The sequence below is a fragment of the Myroides odoratimimus genome (genome assembly GCF_030326305.1).
Lineage (GTDB): Bacteria > Bacteroidota > Bacteroidia > Flavobacteriales > Flavobacteriaceae > Flavobacterium > Flavobacterium odoratimimum_A.
In genome coordinates, this window is record NZ_JACAKB010000001.1 from 140024 (window position 1) to 156926 (window position 16903).

Here is a 16903-nt window from a genome sequence, read left to right on the forward strand (position 1 = left end):
TTTTGTTTTGTGGTGTTGTACTATAAGACGGTTTGCTTTAAACCTTGCATTATGCATAACCAAAGATAATTGAAAAAAGACTTTTCTTGAACTCTATCTACTTTTTTAATATTAACTGTCTTGATTTCATCCTTAGTACTCTTGCGGATAAACATATTCCCTACAGCAGATAAGAACTTTTTCTTTTGCTGCCCATCTTTCCTATATATAGTCACCTTTAGGTCTTCATATCTCATACCATAGGTTCCTGTAGCAGAAGTACTATTACCAGAGAAATTAAAAGTAACTAGACTTATACTACCCTCTGTATTAGCCTTGACATACGGCTGTAAGAACGGACGCATAGAATTAGCAGGGAAGTTTGTAATCTTTCCTTGTATATTGAAGTTATCTCGTCTGTTAAGTACATTGAAAGACCAGTCCACACGCAGTGGAGCAGCATTCATAAACCTCGCATTGACAGCTATCGTAGTAGTAGGTACTTTAGTCACACCATATCCACTATATACATTCTTAATAGTCGCATTGAAGTTGTGGAACATAATTTTACCAGGAGCTACTGCCTTAGGGTCAGTCTCTTCATAGACTAACTTAGAGTTGCGTATTGCAACATTATTTACTTCTAGCCCGAATTTTAGATCTCTTAGTTTTTTACTAAACATGGGCTTGATACTCATATTGAATGTAGGAGCCTTATCTCTAAAGATATTAGCATCAAGTTGATTGATGTTGATCTGTTCTGTTTTAAACATTAGAGTTCCTTTGGCATCGAAGTCATAGTTATAATTCTTTAAAGCTATCTCTTTGGCATGCAGTGTGAAGATATCATCTGCATATCTAAACATGCTTACAGTCTTTTTTCTAGAGTACTTTGGCTTCATAGTGAAGTTAGCCAGTTTTAGCTCCTTATTGTCGATAGATAGAGAGTCTACACTTATATCATAATATTTCTTCGTATCGTATGTAATCGCTCCAGAAGATAATGTTGTCTTGCCATAAGTAAAAGGAATCTTCTTTCCACCAGTATTTTTATCAATACGGATATCTGTTATCACAGCATTGATATTATTCACTTTTAGGCTACTGCTATTTGTCTTTCTATCGTGTATTTGGAAAGCAGCCTTGCGCAGTACTAATGAATCTAATGTGATATAGTCAGACAGTAGCTTAGCAGTAGTCTTAGGCTTGCTTTTTACATCATTAGGAGTATAGGTGATAACAGGAGAGTCTATCGCTATTTTAGCTACTTTTAGTTGTTCTCCTACCTTATTGTTTATATCCGTTAAGACGATATTGGTCTTAGAAGTATTCCAAGTATCTAAAGCGTCTAGTGATAATTTATTAATCTTAATATCACCTATCTTTAAGGCAAATGGCACAAGCGCAGGTAATGTATCATATACCGCTGCTATCTCTTGTTTTTTCTGCTTTTTAGTTTTTTTAGCAGGTTGTTTTTCTGCTACTTTGATATCTTGTTTGAGTTTATTATTCTTGATATTTATTGCTGTAGAGTCCGTCTCTATAGAAGCAATGTCGAGGTAGAAGTCTTGTTCGTTTCTATACCCCCAGTCTGTCCCAGTCAGCTTTAGCTGTGGGATATCTACAGACAACAAGTTCTTAGCTAGTTCTTTTGACTCGATAGTCTCTGAGAAGGGCTTTACAGATAGCTGGTGCATCTCTAAAGCAGTCGGTTCTATGATAATCTTACCGATGGTGAACTTATGCCACTCATTCAGTTTGCTATAGATAGAGTCTGTAGTCATCACATAAGAGTCATAACTAAATGGAATAGCCTTTTCTATGACCTCTTCACCGAAATGTACTCCTCTGATTGTTGCATTGAAGTTATAGACCTCATTTAGTCTTGTATTACTCTTTCTGTCTTTTATTAAGACATGAGCATGCTCTACGATAATAGATTCAATATCTATATCATTCTTTACCTTTATTTTAGCTTGCTTTTGTACTACACTATCTCCTTTAATCATCACTATACTAGGATGACTCAGCTTGATTTTGTTTGCACGTAGATTCTTGTTCTGTAGTAGTTCTTTGATAGCTACCCCTTGAATCACTATTTTATCTAGTCTTGCACTGATATAAGTAAGATTAGGGTGAGTGATAGTATCTTTAGGAGTCACTGTGATTCCAGAGACAGTTAGTCTTCTTAAGGCAGGGTAGTAACTGATGTCCTCATACGCTAGATCATAAGGAGTATCATTCTTCTCTGCGATAATCTCTGGTAAGTGCTTATATATAAAACGGTTTAATGCATACCTCCCTATCTGGTATAGCCCTAGTAGACTGATACCAACTATTAAAAGGATTTTGACACGTTTTGATAATTTCATTTTTATTAAAGATAAATTAATACTTAAAAGTACTAATTTATCTTTATGTTTTTGTAATTATTATGAATTACTTTAAGACTAATTGATGCTTTGTTAGTAAACCAGCTAATCCGTCCATAGAGAATATTGCTTTTTTAATCTTAGTGAACTGCGGGTCTATATCATAGTTATAACTCGTGTAGAAGTCCGCTTTCTCAGCATTGGCTTTGTGAAATACTGCACGGTGTAAGTTACAGTTGTCAAACAGTGCCATACTCAAATCTGTATCAGAGAAATCAGCACTGATCAAACTACAGTTAGAAAACAGTTGCTTTTTAAGCTTTAGACCATAGAATTGAGTTAATTCTAAGTTACAGTCTGTAAAGGTAAATTCAAATATAGTCTGGTCTATCATGGCGAAGTTTACACGCGTAAAATTACAAGCTGTAAAGTTGACATTGCGCAGTCCGACATAGTTTACCTCTGCATCTTTAAAATTGCAGTTTATAAAATCACAGTCTATAAAAAGAGTAGCTAAGAATGAACAAGCGCTCAGATCACAGTTTTTAAACTTACAATTCTCAAATTCTTTAAATGAGATATCATTATAGTTAAATACAGTGTTGCTGTATTGTTTGTCGTATATAAATTCTGGTGTCATCTGTCTAGTGTTAAAAGTTAGCTACCGTATATAGAACTCATCCATATACGGTAGCAAGATATAATATTATAAAGATTTATCCTTATGATTCTTCTATGATATGAGGTATAAATCTGCTTTTGTCTGTTGTGATTCGATTGTTGCTTTCTCGGAATGTAATACCACATGACTCTTGACCTATGATCCAGCTCCCGATGATAGAATATCCTGTAGATTCTTGGTGTAAGTGAGCTAGCTCTTGACAGATATAGCCTTCTTCTCCATAATCTCCCGGAGTAGCCTCTACGATAGCTCCGTGTTGGTATAGCGTTACATTAGCACCTTCTCTTGAGAGTAAAGGTTTCTTTACATAGTCTCGCATCCCGTTAGGTGTATCGAAGTAAGTCTCTAGTAGCAATGGATGGTTAGGATACAGCTTCCACAGTACAGCCATGATAGCCTTATTAGATAAGATCATCTTCCATGACGGTTCTATCCAGTTCGCCTGTGCTTCGTCATTCGGTATATGTAGCGCAAATGGCTCATATACTAACCATTCCCACGGATATAGTTTAAATATATCAGTTATCGTCTCTTCTTCTAGGTCTGTAAAGTTTACCCCATTCCATCCGATATCATCTATGAAGATTAGCTTCGTGTTGATACCAGCTTGTATAGCGGTGTCTCTTAGGTACTCTATATTCGTTAGGTCCTCTAAGGTCTCACGCATACAACTGAAGTGCAGGGTATCCCCTTTTAGATAAGGCTTTAGATCACGCCATGAAGCGATTAATTGATCGTGTACAGAATTAAATTGGTCTTTGCGTTCACCGAAGTAATGTTGCATCCATTGCCACTGCGTCACTCCTGTTTCATAAAGAGAAGTAGGAGTATCCGCATTAAACTCTAATACTTTTAGTTGTTGTTTTTTCTCATCGTAGACAAAGTCAAAACGACCGTAGATACTTGGAGCATCATTCTCCCATGACTGCTTTATATGATCGTGAAAGAATATCGGAATCTGAAATTGATCAAATAGATTATGTGTGATCACGTGATCTACTGCTTCTAAGCACATCTGCCATAGCTCAGTAGTAGCATTGTATATCTCGTCAGCAAATGCCGGCTCTATACTGTAATAGTAGTGTTCTATCCAATAAGGGACATTGTTCTCATCTGTGTGAAATCCAAATCCGTTGTCCTCTAATCTCTTTTGCCAATTTGCATCAGCTGTTAGGTATTTTATTCTCATAGATTATGAACTAACAGTAGATGACTTAGAAGTATTCCCAAAACCTCCTCTAGCTGACTTATGTGTCTTTACAGCATTAGATTTAGACGTATTCGTACCTACATTAGCTTGGTGAGATAATCCATTACTAGCATATCCCATACCTCCCCCCATTAGTGGTCTGAAGGCCATGTACCATAGTAGCGCACTACCCATACCACCTCCACTGTGATGGCGTTGTTGATTATATTGTTCAGTCACATCTGTATAAGGTGCAGAGCTATCTGCTCTCATATATACTTTCTGTGCTTGTTCTTGTTCTTCTTGTTTATCAGGAGTCTTAGAGCATGAAGCTAATGCTGCTGTGATAAGTACTAGACTCACTGCTTTACTACTTTTTCTATTCATGATATTATTATTCTACAGTTACATAAATCGGCACTTTTACTAGAGAAGTAGGCTTAGTATCTCCCCATGCGCTTACTTCTTTTGCAGTTTTGATTGTGTCCGTCTTTTGTGTTACTAGTTGACCATTCGCCCATATTTTTTGACTTGTGATATGTAGGATACTATCTCCTGCTACTACAGATTTGATCGTTACTTCTCTTGCAGACTGTTTATCGATAGTCTCAAGATCTGTTTTTTTAGATTCACCACCTCCACATGAGGCTAGTCCTAGTACCATAAGAATAGGTAGAATATATTTCATAACAATTATTTATTTTAACGAGTGCTAAAGATAGTAAAGTTTACTCAAAACTTTGTTTGTTGTACAGTAGACTTTTTGGATATTATTCACGCTTAGCTCTTGATCAAGTGTATACTAGCGCATTATAGAGTCTATTTGTTTTTTAAATACATAGAGTAGAGTGGCAGCTAGGACATAAGCCATTAGCATAAGAATTATTTAGTGTAAACTAAAAATGCTATTTTTGTTTGACCATATATTTGATTGATGAAAGATATTACTATTTTACAAATGCGAGATTTGACTGAGGAGGTTAAAGGAGCTGATTTTTATGCTAATACGATACCACAACACCTTATTACAAATCACGATCATGTGGAAAAACCACATCGACATGATTTCTACGTTTGTATGATTTTTACAAAGGGGAGTGGAACCCACGAGATAGATTTTCAGAGCTATGAGATACAGCCTGGTATGGTGTTTATGTTAGCGCCAGGGCAGACGCATAGTTGGATCTTATCAGAGGATATAGATGGTTATATCTTTTTTCACACTCAAGAGTATTTTGATTTGTTCTTTGTCCGAGAGACGATACGCGAATATCCTGTATTTAGATCAGCATACTATCCCAACGGGTTTTTATTGAATAAAGAGAGCAGTGTACTAGTAGAGAGTCTGATGAAGAGAATGACGGATGAGGTGAGCCAACCCAACTGGAAGAAGAACTTCTCTCTAGTGAATCTAGCTTCACTATTCTATATAGAATGCAATAGACAATTATTAGAAGGAAACTCTTTTACAGCAGTGCCCAACTTGCAGTATAATCAGCATCTACATCACTTCGAGAATTTATTAGAAAAGAATTTTCGGACAGAGAAGTCTGCCGCAGTCTATGCAGAATGGATGAATATGACACAAAAGCATTTAAATCGCGTCTGTAAGACATTATTAGACAAGACTACTACTGATATCATTATAGACAGAATCGTCTTAGAGGCTAAACGCATGCTTATCTATACCGGCAAGAGCTTTAGTGAGATCGCTACAATGCTAGGATACGATGATTATTCATACTTCTCTAAGGTGTTTAAAAAGAGAACAGGTATCTCTCCAAAAGAGTTTCTTAAAAAGTATGTGTAAAATATAAATACAGTATAAAAACAAAAAGCTCCTTAATGTAATATTAAGGAGCTTTTTTTACGCTGCACGGGTGGAGGGATTCGAACCCCCATCAACGGTTTTGGAGACCGCTATTCTACCCTTGAACTACACCCGTTTCTCTGTTAGGTGGCGCAAATATAATAACTTTTATTTTAATAAACCTAGACTATTGCTCATCTTTTTTATAAAATAAATTTAACCACATGATTCGAGATAAGCGATAATTAAATGTCCATAGAATAAATATTACAAATACAATTGCAATAAATGCATGTAACATTGTGATATTCAAATCGAATAAGTGATTGATGATAAGACGAAGCACCATCACGGTTACCATTTCAGCAACTGTAAGTGCATAACTCATATACATAGCCCCAAAATAAAATCCTGTTTCTCTATGGAAGTTATACCCACAAGATCCACACTCTTTCGTCATTTTTGGCATCTTAAATGTAATCGGATTTCCTTTGTCATGGAATATGTGCTCTTTACCACAGTTAGGGCATTTTCCACTAATAACTTTGCTGATATAAGACATAATTTAATTTTTATGCAAAGTAACTTAAAAAAACTGAAAGCTTTACGCTTAATACACTTGTATTTTGGTATTATTCAGACATTTTGACTGTTAAAGTACCTTAAAGTATTTAAATAGTACAAAAAAAAAGAAGGAGATTAATACTCTCCTTCTTCTTCTGTTGTTATTTCTTCTGTCTCATTAGAATATTCTTCTTTTACATCTAAGTATTCTAATGGATTAGCTTGTGTCGGTTCATTGTAGTAATCGTCGTATTCTTTATATAAGTTTGCGATTTCTTCTAGTGTTAATACTTTATCACCTTCTTCACCTTCTTCTTCTACTGCTTGATTGTATTTTTTGTAGATACGTAGCTTATCAGCATCGTATTGCTTTCTCACTATATTTCTACTTGCGTAGTATAATTTACGATCTTTACTATACTTTCTGTATACCTCTTTTAGTTCTGCCTTATAAGCTGAGTCTAGTGCAGCCATCTCTGTTTTTAGATCAGAGCTTTCTTCTTCACCAGCAGCTATTTCTTTTTTAATTACATTCCAACTTTCTAACTGATCTTCATTTAGTGTTCTATTCACGAAGTGGTTATAACCAGCGAATAGTTGGCGTTGGTGCATGTTCTTCTCTACTTCCTGCATCTTTGTTTTAGAATTCAGGTTCTGTAAGTCACGCTTAATGTATTCATTTTTGATTGTCAAGGCTCCTACCTGTTGTTGAGTTAATTTAAGCTCATCTTTATTTGATAGAATTTGAACAATGTCTAGGTACTCAATCTTTTTCACAGGTTCTTCCTGCTTTTTAGATTTTCGCTGACCATAAGAAGTACTAATTGACATTAGTATTACAAACAAGAGTAATATCTTTTTCATTCCAATTTATTTTTGATTCAATAACAATTTGTTTTTCACTCTGCAAATTTAAGATAAATATTAATATTTTATTTCAAAAAAATATTGCAGACTAACAAACATACTTTAAAAAATAGACATAATAGAGTTAATCCATTTTTTCTGCATTCTATTAGCTATTTATATAACGTTTTGGATTATTTGATATTGTATAGAAAACTTATTTTTTTACTTTTTTAAAATTATGTTCACTTTTGTTTAGAAGATATTAATTGTTATTTCTATATTTGATTATTATAATTAATTTAAATTAACATATTTGGTAATTTAATTTTATTAAAAATATTAAAATGAGAATGAGAGGTGATTGCTATAGCTTGGCATTTCGGTTTTTGCACTGGAGTATAGCATTCGTAATGTTAGGGATGCTTATCACTATACTGCTGCGATATAGCTGGTTAAATAAAGAGGAGATGAGTGAGATCATCATGGAGTACTCCACTTCTCAGGATGTAAATATGACTAAGGAGAAGGCTGTCGTACTGGCGAAGCGTATACGTGCTCCTCTGTGGGAGTGGCATGTGTATCTAGGCTATGCCTTGATGGGATTAGTGTTCATCAGAATTATATTAGGGATGATGGGTAGAGTACCGTTCTTAAATCCATTTAAGGGAGGTATTACACTTAATCTACGTATTAGAGCTATCATATACTTGCTGTTCTATGTTTGTGTGGTTATCTCGCTAGTTACAGGTCTTGTCTTAGAGTTAGATATTGAGACAGCTTATAATAATGAAATAAAGAGTATTCATTTTGGTTCTATATATTATTTTATAACGTATTTAGTTATTCATTTTATCGGGGTGCTATTCGCTGAGCTGAGTTCAGATAATGGGATAGTCTCTCGCATGATCAATGGGAAGAGTAAGTACGACCTATAACTATAGAGCTGTCTAATGATATATTAGGTTAGTGTAAATGTGTTTTGTTGAAAAGCATCTGTAGTCATACAGATGCTTTTTTTATAATTCTAAATCATTGGTTTGTTTTGATTTTGTTCGGAAAAACACCCTTTTTACCGAAGGATTACCGAACATGACCCGAACCATCCCCGAACAAAACTTAAATTGAAAATAAGTTTTCTAGTGTAGATAAGGGATGCCGTATTTAAAAAGAATCACGTAGTAACTTTATTTCTTATCCATATTTATGGATGTATTAAAGATAGTTTTGTTCAGACTTGCTAGGGGATTGCTTGAGGGTTTCTTGCACCTTTCTTCGACAAAAACGCCTTTTGGGCAAGGAAAGCCCAAGGAATCTCCTAGCAAACCCCTAGAGAGTGCAAGAGGAACATTCTTATTGTATTGGTAAGAATGGAATTCAAAAGTGGTGTGTTGGTTTATAAATTTTAATTTGTTGGTATGTATTAATTAAAAGATTGTTGTAATAGAGAATTGCTAAAAAGTATTTAATGCGTTAGGAATGACGATAAGTCTTTCTGTAGATAATAGTAATTAAATAGGTAGAGAATATTGTTTTTATCAGTAGGAAAATAGATATTATACTGATAAAGAAATGCGTTCTTTAAGTTGTGAAATAGGATGTATCTGAAAGAACCTAGAGAGAGGTATTAATAAATATTCAGATACATCAGTAGATGAAATGATAAATATCTGTGTTCAAGATTATATGACTAAGGATAAAATTGAAATAGACCCTTTTATTCAATTGTTAAGAGAAAATAGTAAGCTTAGTGATGAAGATGAGGCTAAGTTTGCGGAAGTTGAGAGAATATACCAAGAGATAGGTTTAGCAAAGAATCAGCGTATGTGTCCTAAGTGTGAAGAAGTAATGACTTCTACACATAAATATGACTTTGTTCAGTGTAAATGCGATTATCTTGGAATAGATGAAGTATTAGACTATACTGAGGTACAAGTTTTTTGGTAAAATAAATTTTAAGGTTTTGACTTTTAATTTATTAAAAGTATTCAAGACAGAAATTAGTTTGGAATGATATAGAAAAGTGTTGTATAAAAAACAAAAACCTCGGAGCAAGTCCGAGGTTGTGATTTCTTTTTTTTAAGTGCAGCGTTAAAGCGTATTTCAGAATAACGGGACACCTTAGACCGCAAAGATACAAAAAACACGGCATGGTTTGGAATTATTGGTTCTGTTTTTTGATATGATAGATTGTATATATTCTTTATTTTTAATATAAGAAGAAAACTAAGTCTTTGTTTTGTTTTTTTGCCAACTCAAAGGCGTATAGGAAGTCTTCTTGTTCAAGAGTGTATGTCTCTTCATCAATCTCTTTTTTTCTTCTGTAATTTTCGATGAATGGAGTAACTTCTTTATCTAAATCTTCTATAGCGATACTGTATATTGAAGGGAAGTCCTCTGAGAAGGGAATCGGAATAAATGCTTTGCTTGTTAGTTCAGTTTCCACAGTTTCATAGTAAGGTGTGGAATATTCATCAGAGGTAGGATAAAACACTTCTCCATAATGCTCACACAACAGCTCGTATACATAACCATACGCAAACGTTAATTCATTGTATTGAATCTCTCCATTGATGATGTCGAGTAGTATGTCTACGAAGGTGATACTATGCGGTTCTAGTTCATTATCGAAGTAGTCAGAGTGCTCGTCTAGTTGATCTTGGAACGCCTCACATAACTCGTTATATAAAGTCAAATCCTTGCAACCATAGACTTGTTGTATTTTTGTTTTGTCTGTTAGATAGCTTTGTACAGAATAACTCATTGTATGTTAGTTTTATAATTTAAAGTTAGTTCTTTCTCATTCATTAGTTGAGTTGCCTCATCTATTTGGTATAGATAGAATTTTTCTACTTTGTTTGTTAGACGATACATATATACTTTGTTTTCATCTACTTCTTTATCTTCTAGATCGTTGTAGTATTCTGTAGCTTTTTTTTCAAAATCAGGGTATGGTAGTCCTGTATTCAGACGATAAAAATCATATAGTTGTTTATCTATTACAGTATTACTTGACCCTCCACCATAGTCATTGTTATAAGTGATATCTAGATTCAACTCTTTATTGTCTAATACTTCGAAGTGTATAATATTATCTTCAAACGCAAGAAGCTTTATTCTTAGGTCTTTATTGACTTGTATTTCTTTAGCTATTTGATCTTTTGTTATTTCGGTTATCTCATAATTAGTAGGCATTATTAATTGTACTTTGACGTTGCCTTTAATGTCTTTGATATTGTTTAGATAATTAAAATAAAGATACTTTTGATGGGTAGGATTTGTTTGAGGAAACCAATTTCCTGTAGATCGAATTAAATGATCATCTAATACAATGGTCTGTTTAGTGGTTGTATTTGTTAGATTACTAGATAATATTTTGATATACAGTAAATCTGCTAAAGTGGTCTTAGTTTTAATTCCACCTGTCCTTCTTTGTTCCTCTTTTTCAGATTGAGTTAAAGGAACAGTGATGTTAAACGTGTATTTATCATTTTCTAATGAAGTAAGAGATATTGTCTTTACTGCAGTTTCAAAAAAGATTTGAGGATTAAAGTTTTTTATAAGATTCCAAGGTAAATCAACTTCATTCGGAGCACCTATATCCGCTTTACTGTTTTTGGAAATAGTATGTTTATAAATGTATATGTACTCTCTGTAGTATTCTTTTTTTGAATATTTTTTATAATCATCAATAGACATTTCTATGTCATCTCTTTCTAATAGATCCGGATATTTATCTTGAGATATTGCTGTATGAGAGCTGAGTGTTATTAGAAGAATGAATAAGTACTGTTTCACTGTTTTAATTTTTTAGTAAGTAATAAAGGTAGTGATAATTAAAAGATTGTTGTAATAGAGAATTGCTTAAATTGCTTACTAATTAATATAGTATGAGAAGATTTATATTTTTTTTGATATTCATTCTTTCTATAGGAAGTGTGCAAGCGAAGTCTATTATAAAAAAAACCGATGGTGATAGATGTCAATGAAAAAGGGCTTGGAGAGTTTAAAGCGATGGATTCTGGTGAGGTATGGAGCTTTAAACTTCAGCAAGGAGATAAGATATATGTTTATGAATTTACGATAGTGAAAGAGGTGCTTATATCACCTGCTATACAAAGCATACAACCACTTACTGTTAAAGAGTTTGATGAGTTTATACTCAAGGATTATAATGATAACTTCAGAGATCCCAAGTTCTTAAATATAGGTAGGATGCATGCTGAAAATATGGTATTTAATAAGCTATATCTGAAGGTAGTATCTAGTGGTGTAGTTAAGTATTATGAGGCGACTTTCAGTCATTCGACTGCGGTGGTGTGTTATGGGTAGAATGTTAATATGTAGAAAGAAAACCAATGATAATATCATTTGATCTAGACGATACTATAATATCGAATGTGAGGTTCCCCTTAGAAGTAGAACCTATATGGGCAAAGATACTCGGTGTGGAAAGGGTAAGATTAGGTACTATAGCGTTGTTTAAAGAGCTGAGAAATAACGGACATAAGATTTATGTCTATACTACATCTTATAGGAGTGCCTTTAAAATAAGATTGATGTTTTGGAGCTATGGAATATCTATAGACTGTATCATTAATCAACAGCTACATGAAAAAAGATTAGGAAGTAAGAGCAAAAGTGTGTCTAAACTACCTTCTGAGTTTGGGATAGATATTCATGTAGATGATTCTCTAGGTGTACATAGAGAAGGAGATAAGTATGGATTTAATACCATAATAGTGGATACAGATGATGTGGAATGGGGTAAAACTGTCCTGGCTAAAGTGGCAGTATTAGCTGAGCTTAAGAGATAGAGTAGTAAAAGTATAAAAGTTTAATTTCTGAATCAGATGAAAACATTTCCATTAGATCAAATCATAGATGAGCATATAGGTAAAAAGGGTACAAAAGAGCGCGATCTTTTTGAGGCACGAGTAGAAATAGGGAGGCTTGGAGTGAGGGTATATGAGTTGCGCAAAGCAAAAGGCTTGACCAAGAAAGAACTTGCCCATCTAGCAGGAGTGTCTAAAGCACAAGTTAAGAGAATAGAAAGTGATTTTGTTGATGTGAAGATAAGTGTTTTGTTGAAAGTATTTAATGCGTTAGGAATGACGATAAGTCTTTTTGTAGATAATAGTAATTAAATCGGTAGAGAGTATTGTTTAGGGATAGGGTAGAAACATAATGTTTTATACCTAGTAGGTATATAATTGTAGAGGAGTAAAATGTTAATGTCAATGTGGTATTTTAGAAGTATTTAAGTAAATTAGTGAAGAGTTTTATGCTATTTGTAATTCTCTGTATAAAAAATATTGCTTATGAGGAATATAATATGGATAATAAGTGTTTTATGTCTTAGTTGTATGGGGTATGCTCAAGAGAATACAACAACAGAGGTCATAATCCCGGAAGTATCTAAGTCTAATACTGTGCCTAATAATCCGCAACAGGATCCGAACTATGTTTATGTAGCTGTACAAGTGAGAGCTTCACCTGTAAGGGGTATGGGCAGTTTTGAATATGAGTTTACAAATCGTTTTATGATATCACAGGAGGCGATAGAAGGTCTAGATAGGCAGAGGGCATTTCAGTGTATTCTTCAGTTTGTGGTAGAGGCAGATGGGAGTTTCTCTGATATTATGGTTGTACGTGATCCTGGCTATGGCTTAGGGGTAGAGGCTGCGCGCACGATGAGTACTGTGAATAGGTGGAAGCCTGCTATACAGAATAATAATAAAGTACGCAGTCGATTCACTTTACCGATTATAATGCGCAAGACAGAGGTGCCTATGAGATGGCGTGAATTAGCGGATGAGAGTGGGTATGGATATATAAGCTATACAATGGCAGAGTGTGGTACGGATAGTTTTAAGGAGCTCTTTAGAGAAGCGTTTATGAAGACTAAGTATTATGTAGCAGGAAGAGAGTATGCATTAAGACTAGATATATCTATAGATGAGTCAGGGGAGTTGAGCAATATTATACTTACTAATTTAGTGGAAGAGATAGAGCTCAGTACTAAGGAATTGACCATGATGGTACAGTCTCTAGCTAAATGGCTTCCGACTAGGGTGAATGGTATACCTGTGAAAGATGATATCTATATGTTGATAGGAATGGAAAGGAATTAACCCCTAAAAAAACAAACCCCTCACTACCAAGGTAATGAGGGGTTATTTTGTGGTCCCACCTGGGCTCGAACCAGGGACTTACTGATTATGAGCCGGAGAAATGAATGTTGTATTTAATTGCATTTTGTTTCAAACTAACTGATTTTTAGTTAGTTGTAAAATTTTTAAAATATTTTTGTTTCATCTATTTGCACGATAAGTACCGATTTGTTGTACGTATGTTGTACTTTAAAATTATTTATGATGAAAACGAGTTTAAAAATTGTATTAAAAAAGACAAAATTAAGTGATGGAACTTACCCAATTAATCTTAGAGTTACTATTAATAGGAGGTCTAAATTCTATAAAACACCTTACAGTACTGCACCTAAATTTTGGAATGCAAAAGTGGGGGAGTTTACCTCTAAGTTCCCGAATTTTTTACAAGCCAATAGAATATTAAGTACGCTCAAACAAGATGCGTCAAAAGTATTGGATTTGATGATTGAACAAGAAAAAGAATTTACACTTGAAGTATTTGATTCTCTACTTCGACCAGAGAAGGTTGAGATTGTAAAATTTGTTGCTTTTTTTCAAAATAGGATTGAGCAATTCAAAGAAGCAGGTCAAGTTAGTTCAGCAAGTTCATATAATGATTCATTAAAGGCTTTAAAACGTTTTAAGCCTGGGGTGATCAAATATGAGTTTTCACAAATTGATTATTCTTTTTTAGTAGCCTTTGAAGCAGACTTAAGATCAAGAGGCTGTACAAATGGAGGAATAGGTATATATATGCGTAATATACGTGCTATTTATAATTCTGCTATTAAATCAAAAATAGCATCTTTGGAGAATTATCCATTTAGAGACTATGTGATTTCTAAGTTGAAATCTACCAAGATAAAAAAAGCGCTTACAAAAGAAGAGTTACAGCTGCTACTTGATTATGACTTTTCAGAAAATACTGAAGGAGCTAAGGTGTTGTATACTTATTTATTTAGTTTCTTTTGTCGAGGAATGAACTTTACTGATATCGCTGAATTAAAATGGGATGATATAAATTCTAATCGTTTTAGTTATATCCGAAATAAAACAGGCGTGGCTATTAATGTAAAGATACCAGAGAATAAAGACTTGGATACTATCTTAAACTATTTCAGAATCTATAGGCCATTTGATACAGATTACATCTTTTCAATCCTGGATAAAGATCTAAGCCTATATACTAAAGAAGAACTAAGAGCACGAAAAAGTAGTGTTAGGGATTATTATAATAAGCAGTTAAATATCATTGCAAAGGAATGTGGGATTAAAACAAAGATTACCTTTTATACAGCTCGTCATACTTTCGCTACTCTATCATTAAAAAAAGGGGTGAACTTATATATGCTTAAACAGGCCTTTGGGCACCAATCTATTAAAACTACTGAAGCTTATGTAGAGGATTTTAATAGAGAAGAGCTTGATCAGGCATTTGAGAATTTGTTTTAACTATGTTTGTGGGGACTGATAAAGCGTGTTTTGTAAAGAGGGAAGCTTATTTGATTTTTAATAGAGATTTATCTGTTTCTGTTTTACATTATAATTTAATAAAAAATATTTTGATTACAATAATATCTATATTTATGTAATCAAACATCTTTGTTTTTGTTTTTATTTTTATTTTTGTAATCAAAATAAAAATGTATGGATTATAATTTAGAGAAAGCGGTAGATTATCATTATGGTGTTTTTCCTCCAAAGAGTATTGATTATGCTCTTTTTATTCAAGAATTAGTGAGGGCTACTGATGCATTGGCACGTTTTGATCAAATGTTAAAAAACCTACATAACACTGAAATTTTATTAGCTCCTTTAAGAAATCAGGAGGCGGTAATATCTTCTAGAATTGAAGGTACAATTAGCACAATGGATGAGATACTTCAATATGAGGCTGATCATGAAGGTGAGGATATCACTACTGCTAAAACCGATGTAATAGAAACTATCTTATACCAACGTGCTTTGAAAAATGCTCAAAGTGCACTTGAAAGTGGCTATGATTTTTCATTAAGCTTTCTTAAGCAAATGCATCAACAGTTGTTATATTTAGGTAGAGGAGCAAATAAATCTCCTGGTGAATTTAAGAAAGAACAAAATTATTTGGCAGATAGGTTAAAAAGAGAAATTCAGTTTATTCCTATTAGGCCTGAAAATCTAGTTGATGGATTAGAGCAGCTTTTTAAGTTTCTAGAAAATAGTGATTTTCCTCCGTTAATTAAAACTGCTATTATGCATTTGGAGTTTGAAGCATTGCATCCTTTTAAAGATGGAAATGGAAGAATTGGAAGAATGTTAATTACGCTGAACTTATGGAGAGAAAAAATTCTTTCAGAACCTCATTTTTATATTAGTGGATATTTTGAAGAAAATAAAGATGAATATATAGAACAAATGCGTAATGTTTCCAAAACAAAGGATTGGAATGAATGGATTCTTTTTTTCTTAAAAGCAGTAGAAAATCAAGCGATTAAAAATTTAGAAATAGCTGAGAGTATAAAGAGTTTGTACGAAACTACAAAAACTGAATTCTCTGAGTTACTATCTTCAAAATGGAATATAGAGATACTTGATTTTATATTTACTTATCCAGTATTTAGAAATAATAAATTTGTTAGTACAACAAAGATCCCGAATGCAACAGCAGTACTAATGATTAAAAAATTAGTTGATAATGGCTATTTAGTTTTAAGAGAAGAATCATCAGGGCGTAGAGCTGCGATGTATTCTTTTGAACCTTTAATGAAATTAGTTAGAGTATAAAAATTGTAATCAATATTTTTTGTTTACATAAAAGTACTGTTTTTTGTAATCAAACTAGTTAGTCTTCAAAAATTGTAATCAATATTTTTTGCTTACATAAAAGTGTTATTTTTTGTAATCAAACTAGTTAGTCTTCAAAAATTGTAATCAATATTTTTTGCTTACATAAAAGTGTTGTTTTTTGTAATCAAAGTAGTTAGTCTTCAAAAATTGTAATCAATATTTTTTGCTTACATAAAAGTGTTATTTTTTGTAATCAAACTAGTTAGTCTTCAAAAATTGTAATCAATATTTTTTGCTTACATAAAAGTGTTATTTTTTGTAATCAAACTAGTTAGTCTTCAAAAATTGTAATCAATATTTTTTGCTTACATAAAAGTGTTATTTTTTGTAATCAAACTAGTTAGTCTTCAAAAATTGTAATCAATATTTTTTGCTTACATAAAAGTGCTGTTTTTTGTAGTCAAAGTAGTTAGTCTTCAAAAATTGTAATCAATATTTTTTGCTTACATAAAAGTGCTGTTTTTTGTAGTCAAAGTAGTTAGT

The 16903-nt window shown here is 33.1% G+C and carries 18 protein-coding genes and 1 tRNA gene; 9 read left to right on the top strand and 10 right to left on the bottom strand.

Annotation, left to right across the window (positions count from 1 at the left end; genetic code table 11):
- Nucleotides 1-20 precede the first annotated feature (20 nt).
- The 5 genes from HX049_RS00650 to HX049_RS00670 form a co-directional block, all read right to left on the bottom strand.
- A complete protein-coding gene (locus HX049_RS00650; protein WP_286413399.1) occupies nt 21-2351 on the bottom strand; it encodes a hypothetical protein in 2331 nt (776 codons plus the stop codon).
- Nucleotides 2352-2418: 67 nt separating this feature from the next.
- Entirely contained in the window at nt 2419-2991 is a 573-nt protein-coding gene (locus HX049_RS00655) for a pentapeptide repeat-containing protein (RefSeq protein WP_286413400.1), read from the bottom strand.
- Between the two features lie 82 nt (nt 2992-3073).
- Entirely contained in the window at nt 3074-4222 is a 1149-nt protein-coding gene (locus tag HX049_RS00660; RefSeq protein WP_286413401.1) for a glutathionylspermidine synthase family protein, read from the bottom strand.
- A gap of 3 nt (nt 4223-4225) precedes the next feature.
- Nucleotides 4226-4609 carry a hypothetical protein gene (locus HX049_RS00665; protein ID WP_286413402.1) on the bottom strand — a complete coding sequence of 128 codons (384 nt, stop codon included), beginning with the start codon at nt 4607-4609 and terminating at the stop codon, nt 4226-4228.
- A 7-nt stretch (nt 4610-4616) separates the two neighbouring features.
- Nucleotides 4617-4910, bottom strand: a complete 294-nt coding sequence (locus HX049_RS00670; RefSeq protein ID WP_286413403.1) for a hypothetical protein — start codon at nt 4908-4910, stop codon at nt 4617-4619.
- 246 nt (nt 4911-5156) lie between these two features.
- Here HX049_RS00670 and HX049_RS00675 point away from each other — a divergent pair, with 246 nt between their 5' ends.
- On the top strand, nt 5157-6032 hold the full coding sequence (locus HX049_RS00675) for an AraC family transcriptional regulator (protein WP_286413404.1): 876 nt from the start codon (nt 5157-5159) through the stop codon (nt 6030-6032).
- A gap of 65 nt (nt 6033-6097) precedes the next feature.
- Here HX049_RS00675 and HX049_RS00680 read toward each other — a convergent pair.
- From HX049_RS00680 to HX049_RS00690, 3 genes are all read right to left on the bottom strand, one after another.
- A tRNA-Trp gene (locus tag HX049_RS00680) sits at nt 6098-6168 on the bottom strand.
- A 51-nt stretch (nt 6169-6219) separates the two neighbouring features.
- Nucleotides 6220-6594, bottom strand: coding sequence for a DUF983 domain-containing protein (locus HX049_RS00685; RefSeq protein ID WP_006257459.1), 375 nt, complete (start codon nt 6592-6594; stop codon nt 6220-6222).
- Nucleotides 6595-6731: 137 nt separating this feature from the next.
- Nucleotides 6732-7460 (bottom strand): hypothetical protein, encoded by a 729-nt coding sequence (locus HX049_RS00690; protein ID WP_286413405.1) that lies wholly within the window; start codon nt 7458-7460, stop codon nt 6732-6734.
- 329 nt (nt 7461-7789) lie between these two features.
- Here HX049_RS00690 and HX049_RS00695 point away from each other — a divergent pair, with 329 nt between their 5' ends.
- Entirely contained in the window at nt 7790-8380 is a 591-nt protein-coding gene (locus HX049_RS00695) for a cytochrome b/b6 domain-containing protein (RefSeq protein ID WP_286413406.1), read from the top strand.
- 721 nt (nt 8381-9101) lie between these two features.
- Nucleotides 9102-9389 (top strand): DUF7695 domain-containing protein, encoded by a 288-nt coding sequence (locus HX049_RS00700; RefSeq protein WP_286413407.1) that lies wholly within the window; start codon nt 9102-9104, stop codon nt 9387-9389.
- Between the two features lie 262 nt (nt 9390-9651).
- Here the strand turns inward: HX049_RS00700 and HX049_RS00705 are convergent, their stop codons facing one another.
- Complete coding sequence (locus tag HX049_RS00705; protein ID WP_286413408.1) at nt 9652-10206, bottom strand: DUF7691 family protein; 555 nt, start codon at nt 10204-10206, stop codon at nt 9652-9654.
- Nucleotides 10203-11240, bottom strand: a complete 1038-nt coding sequence (locus HX049_RS00710) for a hypothetical protein (protein WP_286413409.1) — start codon at nt 11238-11240, stop codon at nt 10203-10205. Before HX049_RS00710 ends, HX049_RS00705 begins: the two co-directional genes overlap by 4 nt.
- Nucleotides 11241-11411: 171 nt before the next feature.
- On the opposite strand from HX049_RS00710, the gene HX049_RS00715 reads away from it, so the two are divergent.
- From HX049_RS00715 to HX049_RS00740, 6 genes are all read left to right on the top strand, one after another.
- Nucleotides 11412-11774: a hypothetical protein gene (locus tag HX049_RS00715; protein ID WP_286413410.1), complete on the top strand. Its 363-nt coding sequence runs from the start codon at nt 11412-11414 to the stop codon at nt 11772-11774.
- A gap of 26 nt (nt 11775-11800) precedes the next feature.
- A complete protein-coding gene (locus HX049_RS00720; RefSeq protein ID WP_286413411.1) occupies nt 11801-12259 on the top strand; it encodes a hypothetical protein in 459 nt (152 codons plus the stop codon).
- A 36-nt stretch (nt 12260-12295) separates the two neighbouring features.
- Nucleotides 12296-12589 (top strand): helix-turn-helix domain-containing protein, encoded by a 294-nt coding sequence (locus tag HX049_RS00725; protein ID WP_286413412.1) that lies wholly within the window; start codon nt 12296-12298, stop codon nt 12587-12589.
- 174 nt (nt 12590-12763) lie between these two features.
- Nucleotides 12764-13576 (top strand): energy transducer TonB, encoded by an 813-nt coding sequence (locus HX049_RS00730; protein WP_286413413.1) that lies wholly within the window; start codon nt 12764-12766, stop codon nt 13574-13576.
- Nucleotides 13577-13816: 240 nt separating this feature from the next.
- Nucleotides 13817-15046 carry a site-specific integrase gene (locus HX049_RS00735; protein ID WP_006260538.1) on the top strand — a complete coding sequence of 410 codons (1230 nt, stop codon included), beginning with the start codon at nt 13817-13819 and terminating at the stop codon, nt 15044-15046.
- Between the two features lie 195 nt (nt 15047-15241).
- Entirely contained in the window at nt 15242-16357 is a 1116-nt protein-coding gene (locus HX049_RS00740) for a Fic family protein (RefSeq protein WP_006260539.1), read from the top strand.
- The last annotated feature ends 546 nt before the right edge of the window (nt 16358-16903 follow it).